Origin of the sequence: Mycobacterium sp., assembly GCF_036488105.1 — a bacterium.
GTDB lineage: Bacteria > Actinomycetota > Actinomycetes > Mycobacteriales > Mycobacteriaceae > Mycobacterium.
Window position 1 is genome coordinate 1 of the sequence record NZ_DASXHW010000085.1, and the last position, 6,793, is coordinate 6,793.

At 65.7% G+C, this 6,793-nt stretch carries 7 protein-coding genes and 1 pseudogene; 1 reads left to right on the forward strand and 7 read right to left on the reverse strand.

The window, feature by feature from the left end:
* Positions 1 to 271 (reverse strand): annotated as a pseudogene (locus tag VGH54_RS04815) (SAM-dependent methyltransferase); the annotation flags it as partial.
* Positions 272 to 345: 74 nt separating this feature from the next.
* Here VGH54_RS04815 and VGH54_RS04820 point away from each other — a divergent pair.
* Entirely contained in the window at positions 346 to 1,242 is an 897-nt protein-coding gene (locus VGH54_RS04820; protein ID WP_331510803.1) for a RecB family exonuclease, read from the forward strand.
* A 7-nt stretch (positions 1,243 to 1,249) separates the two neighbouring features.
* Here the strand turns inward: VGH54_RS04820 and VGH54_RS04825 are convergent, their stop codons facing one another.
* From VGH54_RS04825 to VGH54_RS04850, 6 genes are all read right to left on the reverse strand, one after another.
* The gene (locus VGH54_RS04825) at positions 1,250 to 2,620 is read right to left on the reverse strand and encodes an FAD-containing oxidoreductase (RefSeq protein WP_331510804.1); all 1,371 of its coding nucleotides are present in this window, start codon (positions 2,618 to 2,620) and stop codon (positions 1,250 to 1,252) included.
* Positions 2,617 to 3,096: a DUF4126 family protein gene (locus tag VGH54_RS04830; RefSeq protein WP_331510808.1), complete on the reverse strand. Its 480-nt coding sequence runs from the start codon at positions 3,094 to 3,096 to the stop codon at positions 2,617 to 2,619. The genes VGH54_RS04825 and VGH54_RS04830 overlap by 4 nt, the downstream gene beginning before the upstream one ends.
* A gap of 96 nt (positions 3,097 to 3,192) precedes the next feature.
* The gene (gene hisG / locus VGH54_RS04835) at positions 3,193 to 4,083 is read right to left on the reverse strand and encodes an ATP phosphoribosyltransferase (protein WP_331510805.1); all 891 of its coding nucleotides are present in this window, start codon (positions 4,081 to 4,083) and stop codon (positions 3,193 to 3,195) included.
* Positions 4,083 to 4,364, reverse strand: coding sequence for a phosphoribosyl-ATP diphosphatase (locus VGH54_RS04840; RefSeq protein WP_331510806.1), 282 nt, complete (start codon positions 4,362 to 4,364; stop codon positions 4,083 to 4,085). The genes hisG and VGH54_RS04840 overlap by 1 nt, the downstream gene beginning before the upstream one ends.
* 27 nt (positions 4,365 to 4,391) lie before the next feature.
* The gene (locus tag VGH54_RS04845; protein ID WP_331510809.1) at positions 4,392 to 5,828 is read right to left on the reverse strand and encodes a sugar porter family MFS transporter; all 1,437 of its coding nucleotides are present in this window, start codon (positions 5,826 to 5,828) and stop codon (positions 4,392 to 4,394) included.
* A 61-nt stretch (positions 5,829 to 5,889) separates the two neighbouring features.
* Positions 5,890 to 6,793: vitamin B12 dependent-methionine synthase activation domain-containing protein (locus VGH54_RS04850; RefSeq protein ID WP_331510807.1), on the reverse strand; the 904-nt coding region annotated here is incomplete at its 5' end.

Here is a 6,793-nt window from a genome sequence, read left to right on the forward strand (position 1 = left end):
TCTGCGCGGCGTCTTTCGGGTAGACCACCTGAGCGCCGCGCGGCATCGACAGCACGTAGTCCACCAGCAGCGGACGCAACACCAGGAACTGGTCACCGTTGGCGGACTTGACCACGCTGCCTTCCGGCAGCCCGATGACCGCGTCGTGTGCGATCGCGCCGCGGTGAGTGTGAAACTCCCCGCCGGGACTGAGCAGCATCGTGTAGTGCCGACCCTTGGCGTCGGTGAGCTGAACGCGATCACCGATGACGAACGGGCCGGTAACGGACACAGCCGTCAAGCCTGCCAGCAGACGCGCCGCCAAAGGTGCGCGGGGTTGTCCGACCCGGCCCCTAGGCTGCGGATATGACCGACGAACCAGGCAAGCCAGCCAGGTCGCGCCCGGCGTCGAGACCAGCCCTGTCACCGTCGCGGGCGGCCGACTTCAAGCAGTGCCCCCTGCTCTACCGGTTCCGAGCGATCGACCGGTTGCCTGAGCCTCCGTCGACCGCCCAGGTACGCGGATCGGTGGTACACGCCGCACTGGAGCAGCTCTACGGTCTTCCCGCCGCGCAGCGCGGCCCGCAGACCGTCGATGCGCTGGTCGGTCCGGCGTGGGAGCAGGTGATCGCCGCCGACCCCGAGCTGGCCGACCAGTTGGACCCCGAGCAGCAGACCCACCTGCTCGACGAGGCCCGCAAGCTGCTGTCCGGCTACTACAGCCTGGAAGACCCGACCCGGTTCGACCCGCAGAGCTGCGAGCAGCGCATCGAGGTCGAACTGGCGGACGGCACCCTGCTGCGCGGGATCATCGACCGAATCGATGTCGCGCCCACTGGCGAATTGCGGGTGGTGGACTACAAAACCGGCAAGGCCCCACCGGAAGCCCGGGCACTGGCCGAGTTCAAAGCCATGTTCCAGATGAAGTTCTATGCCGTCGCGTTACTGCGCTCGCGGGGCGTACTGCCGACGCGGCTGCGGCTCATCTACCTCTCGGATGGCCAGCTGCTGGACTACTCCCCCGACGAAGCCGAGCTGCTGCGCTTCGAGAAGACCCTGATGGCGATTTGGCAAGCTATTCAATCCGCCGGTGCCACAGGCGATTTCAGGCCGCGGCCGTCGCGGCTGTGCGACTGGTGCGCGCACCACGAGCACTGTCCGGTCTTCGGCGGCACGCCGCCGCCGTATCCGGGCTGGCCGGAGGCTCCCGACGAAGGCAACGCAGACACCGTCCTGCAGCACAAGGCCGAGCCGGCCGCTTGATCGCCGGCTACTGCAGCGGCGACATCTCCTGCAGCATGGTCGGTATCAGCTCGCAGACCGTGGGGTGAATATGCATCGTGCGGGCCAGTGTTTGGTAGGGCGCCTTGGCTGACATCACGTCCAGGATGGCGTGGATGGACTCGTCGCCTCCGACGCCGAGGATCGCGGCTCCGAGAATCTGTTGCGTCTCGGCGTCGACAACCACCTTCATGAAGCCTTGCGTCTCACCCTTTTCCACTGCCCGACCGACTCGGGTCATCGGTCGCTGACCGACCAGCGCGGGGCGGCCGGACGCCCGAACCTGCTCGACGGTCATGCCGGCACGTCCCAGCGGCGGGTCGATGTAGAGCGCGTACGCGGCAATCCGGTCGCTCACCCGCCGCGGGTCATTGTCGAGCAGGTTGGCGGCCACGATTTCGAAATCGTTGTAGGAGGTGTGGGTGAAAGCGCCCTTGCCGTTGCAGTCGCCCATCGCCCAGATGTGGTCGACGCTGGTTTTCAGTTGGTCGTCAACGGCGACGTATCCGCGGGCATCGGTGCGGACGCCGGCCTGCTCGAGCCCGAGGTCATCGGTGTTGGGGCGCCGCCCGACCGCCATCAACAGGTGGCTGCCCGCTATCGGTGCCGCACCAGGCCGCGGTGTCAGTTCGAATCCATTGTCGCGCTTAGATATCCGAATATCGGAAGCGTCGACGACGACGTCGATGCCTTCATTCTCCAGGATCGCCCTGATTCCGACGGAGACGTCCTCGTCCTCGCGCGATGTCAGCCGCGGACCCTTTTCGACTACGGTCACCTCGGCGCCGAAACGCCGGTACATCTGCGCGAATTCCAGGGCGATATAACTGCCGCCGACGATGACGAGATGCTCGGGCAGCGTATCGAGTTCGAGGATCGACACGTTGGTGAGAAAGTCGATATCGGCCAGCCCGGGAATGTCAGGCACCACCGCACGTCCCCCGACGTTGAGGAAGATGCGCTCGGCACTCAACGTCTCGTCCCCGACCCGCAATGTGTGCGGATCCTCGAAGCTGGCATGACCGCGAAAAACCGTGCAGCCGTCCATGCCGTCAAGCCAGTCTTCGACGCCTTTGCGGTCGTCCAACATGATGGCGTCCTTGCGCGCCTTGACCTTTCGCATGTCCACGCTGACAGCGCCGGTCTGGACACCGAAGTCGGCGCCGCGTCGGGCCATATGTGCGGCCTGCGCACTGGCAACCAAGGTCTTGGTCGGAATGCAGCCGGTGTTGACGCAGGTGCCGCCGATCAGCTTGCGCTCCACCATCGCAACGGTGTGACCGGCCGCGGTCAGCCGTCCTACCAGCGGGGGCCCGGCCTGGCCGGCCCCGACTACGATCGCGTCGAAACTCCGCGTCACAGAGCAGCTGTGACTGCGGCGATTGCGAATCCACCGCCAACGGCGACGACGTCTTCGAGCAGAGCGATCGGCAGGTCACGACCAACCCTGCCGGCCAGGCGGCCGCGCGCCTGGTAGCCGACCAGGGTGCCGAGCACCGCGCCGACAACGCCGGCGCCGAGCGCGCTCCAGGTTACGGCCCACGCGGTGCCGATGACCGCTCCCGCGAACCCGCCGGCGACGATCCGGCCAATGAACGCCGGCGGCGCCGTGCGCGGCGGCGTCTTGGGTTGTTTGTCGACAAAGAGTTCCCCGAGCGCAAGCACGGTGAAGATGCCGACGGTTATCCAATTGCCAACCCAGGAAGCCCAGGTTCCATTCAGATTGATCCAGTGCAGCGCGGCGGCCCAGGAGATGACCGCCGGGGCCGTCATGGACCGCAGACCGGCGATCACACCAATTCCCAGGGCTAGCAGCAGAACATAGAAATGCGTCATGTGCGACATCGCGACCCCTCCTCAGGGCTCGACTAACGAACGCGGCTCTAGCGGGACGCTAACACAGCGGCGGCTGTACTACCGGGACATTCAAGATCAGAATCGGAAGAACCGAACGCTTGAAGCCAGGATCGCTTTCGCACCAATCGCCGCCAAATCGTCCATGATCTCGTTGACACCGCGGCGTGGCACCAGCGCCCGCACGGCGACCCAATCGGGGTCGGCCAGTGGAGCGATCGTGGGCGATTCCAATCCGGGCGTGATCGACACCGCGTCGTCGAGAACCGAACGCGGGCAATCGTAATCAAGCATCAGGTACTGCTGGCCGAACACCACGCCCTGCACCCGGGCCACGAGTTGATCGCGGGCGGCGACGTCCGGTCGCTCGGCGGCGTGCGGATCGATCTGTTCGATCAGGACCGCCTCTGAATCGCACAGAGTTTCGCCGAACGCCACCAGGTTGTGCAGGTTCAGGGTGCGGCCCGAACCCACCACGTCGGCGATGGCGTCAGCGACGCCGAGCTGTATCGAGATCTCGACCGCGCCGTCGAGGCGGATCACGGTCGCGTCAATGCCGCGGGCCGCCAAGTCTTCTCGCACCAGGTTGGGATAGGCGGTGGCGATACGGCGGCCGGCCAGGTCGTCGACTTTCCAGTCCCGCCCGGCCGGGGCCGCGTAGCGGAAACTGGAAGATCCGAAGCCCAGCGCCAGCCGCTCATGCACCGACGCGCGGGATTCCCGCGCCAAATCCCGTCCGGTGATGCCGAAGTCGAGCTCACCCGACCCGACATAGATCGCGATGTCTTTGGGCCGCAGGAAAAAGAACTCGACGTTGTTGTGCGGGTCGATGACGGTCAAGTCTTTGGGATCGGTCCGACGCCGGTAACCGGCCTCGGACAGGATGTCGACCGCCGATTCGCTCAGCGCGCCCTTGTTGGGGACCGCCACGCGCAGTCGCGTGGACCCGTTGCGGTGGTGTGGTGCCATCAGAGTTTCCGATACACGTCGTCGAGGGTGAGCCCGCGGGCGATCATCATCACCTGAGCCCAGTACAGCAGCTGGCTGAGTTCCTCGGCCAGCGCCTCGTCGGATTCGTGTTCGGCCGCCAACCACACTTCGCCGGCCTCCTCGAGGATCTTCTTGCCCACCGCGTGCACTCCACCGTCCAGCGCGGCGACAGTGCCACTGCCGGGCGGACGAGTGCGGGCACGTTCGCCGAGTTCGGCAAACAGATCCTCAAAGGTCTTCACGGCCAGCGATTGTTTCATGGGCGGCTAAGCAAAGTCACGGCGGTTTCAGGCCGCGGCGGGCGGCAGGGCAGTCGGAGACACCTCGTCGGGCATGTCTTCTAGGGACACCCCGTTGGTTTCGCGGACCCATCGCCAGACGAAAACAAGCGACAGCACCGCGCACAGCGCGTAGAACCCGTAGGCCACACCGAGCACGTGGCGCAGCGCCGGGAACGTCACCGCGATAGTCCAGTTGGCCATCCACTGCACGCCTGAGGCCAGGCCCAGCGCCGCCGACCGGATGCGGTTGGGGAACATCTCGCCCAGCAGCACCCACAGCACCGGTCCCCAGGACACGGCGAACGCGACCACGAACAAGTCTGCGGCCACCAGCGCGATCACCCCTGCGGCTCCGTCTAATTGCGGCTGACCGTTGACGGTGGATGCTCCGGCGAACACCACAGTCATCGTCGCCAGCATCACCGACATGCCGGCCGATCCGGCCAGCAGCAGCGGCCTGCGGCCGAGCCGGTCGATCAAGGCGATCGCCACCAAGGTGATGAGCACGTTGACCCCGGTGGTCACCAAGGCGATGGTGAATGAGGACCTCTCGCCGAAGCCCACTGCCTCCCAGAGCAAATCGGAGTAGGAGAAGATCACGTTGATACCGACGAACTGCTGAAAGACGGCCAGCCCCAGACCCACCCAGACGATGCCGTACAGCCCGCCGGTCGGCTTACGCAGATCGCGCCACGACTGCGGCTTTTCCTGCTCCAGCGAGCTCGCGATACGAGTGATCGTCACCTCCACGTCGCGCGGGCCCAGCAGTTTCCCCAGCACTTGGCGGGCTTGTGAAATCTCTTGTCTGCCAACCAGGTAACGCGGCGATTCGGCGATCGTGAAAAGCAGTGCGAAGTACAGCAGCGCCAGAATCAACTCGCCGAGATATGTCCAGCGCCAGGCCGCCAGGCCCAGCCAGATCGGCTTGCTCGCACCGCCCGCGATGTGGAACGGCACCCAGGTCAACGCCATCGCTCCGAAAAGCCCGAAAACGATGGCAAGCTGCTGCAGTGAGCCAAGCCGGCCACGGAAACGCGGGGGCGAGATCTCGGCGATGTAGGCCGGAGCCGCAACCGATGAGAAGCCGATCCCGATACCGCCGATGAAATGAAAGACGATGAACATCCAAATGCTGGTTGCCAAACCAGCGCCGAGACCGCACACGAAGAACGATGCCGCCGAGAGCTTCATTATCGAGAGGCGGCCCAACCGGTCGCCGATCCGGCCGGCCCCCACCGCCCCGACCGCGGCACCCAGAACCACCGATGCCGCGGCGAAACCCAGCAGAGCGTTGCCGATGTGAAAGTTCGCCTGCAGCGCCTTGACTGCGCGGTTGGTCACCGAGATGTCGTAACCGAAGCACAGTCCCCCGATCGCGGCCACCGTCGCGAAACGAGTGGCCGACAAGAAGGCGGCACGGGCGGCGGTGCTGTCGACGGGCAGGTCTTCGTGATGAGCCGACGGCGCCTGGCCGCGGGCGTCGTCAACGGCCTCGGACAAGGGCTTAGTCCTCCGGGTTATAGCCGAGGTTGGGGCCGAGCCAGCGCTCGGCTTCCTGCAGGGTCCAGCCCTTGCGCTTCGCGTAGTCGGCGACCTGGTCCTGGGCCATCCGGCCGACCACGAAGTACTGCGATTGCGGGTGCGAGAAATACCAGCCGCTGACGGCAGCACCGGGCCACATCGCCATCGACTCGGTCAGCTCGATGCCGGTGCGCTCCCGCACGTCCATCAACTTCCAGAGCGTTCCCTTCTCGGTGTGCTCCGGGCAGGCCGGGTAGCCGGGGGCAGGGCGGATTCCGACGTACTTCTCACCGATGAGTGCCTCATTGTCCAGCTGCTCGTCGGGCTGGAAGCCCCAGAACTCCTTGCGGACCCGTTGGTGCATCCGTTCGGCGAACGCCTCCGCCAGCCGGTCGGCGAGCGACTCCAGCAGGATCCCGCTGTAGTCATCGTTGGCTGCCTTGTACTCCGCGATCTTGTGGTGGCTGCCGAGCCCCGTGGTGACGGCGAAGGCGCCGACGTAATCCGCCAGACCGGTGTCCTTAGGCGCGATGTAGTCGCCGAGCGACCGGTTCGGGATGCCGTCCCGATGCTCGCCCTGCTGGCGCAGGTTGTGCAATGTGGTGAGCACCTCGGTGCGGGTCTCGTCGGTGTAGACCTCGATATCGTCGCCGACCGCGTTCGCCGGGAAGAACCCGATCACCCCGTTGGCGGTCAGCCACTTCTCCTTGATCAGGGTGTCGAGCATCTCCTGGGCGTCGTCGTAGAGCTTGCGGGCGGTCTCGCCCGACACCGGGTTGTTGAGGATGTCGGGGAACCTGCCCTTCATCTCCCAAGCGTTGAAGAACGGCTGCCAGTCGATGTACTCGCGGAGCTCGGCGATGTCGTAGTCGAAGAACTCCCGCACG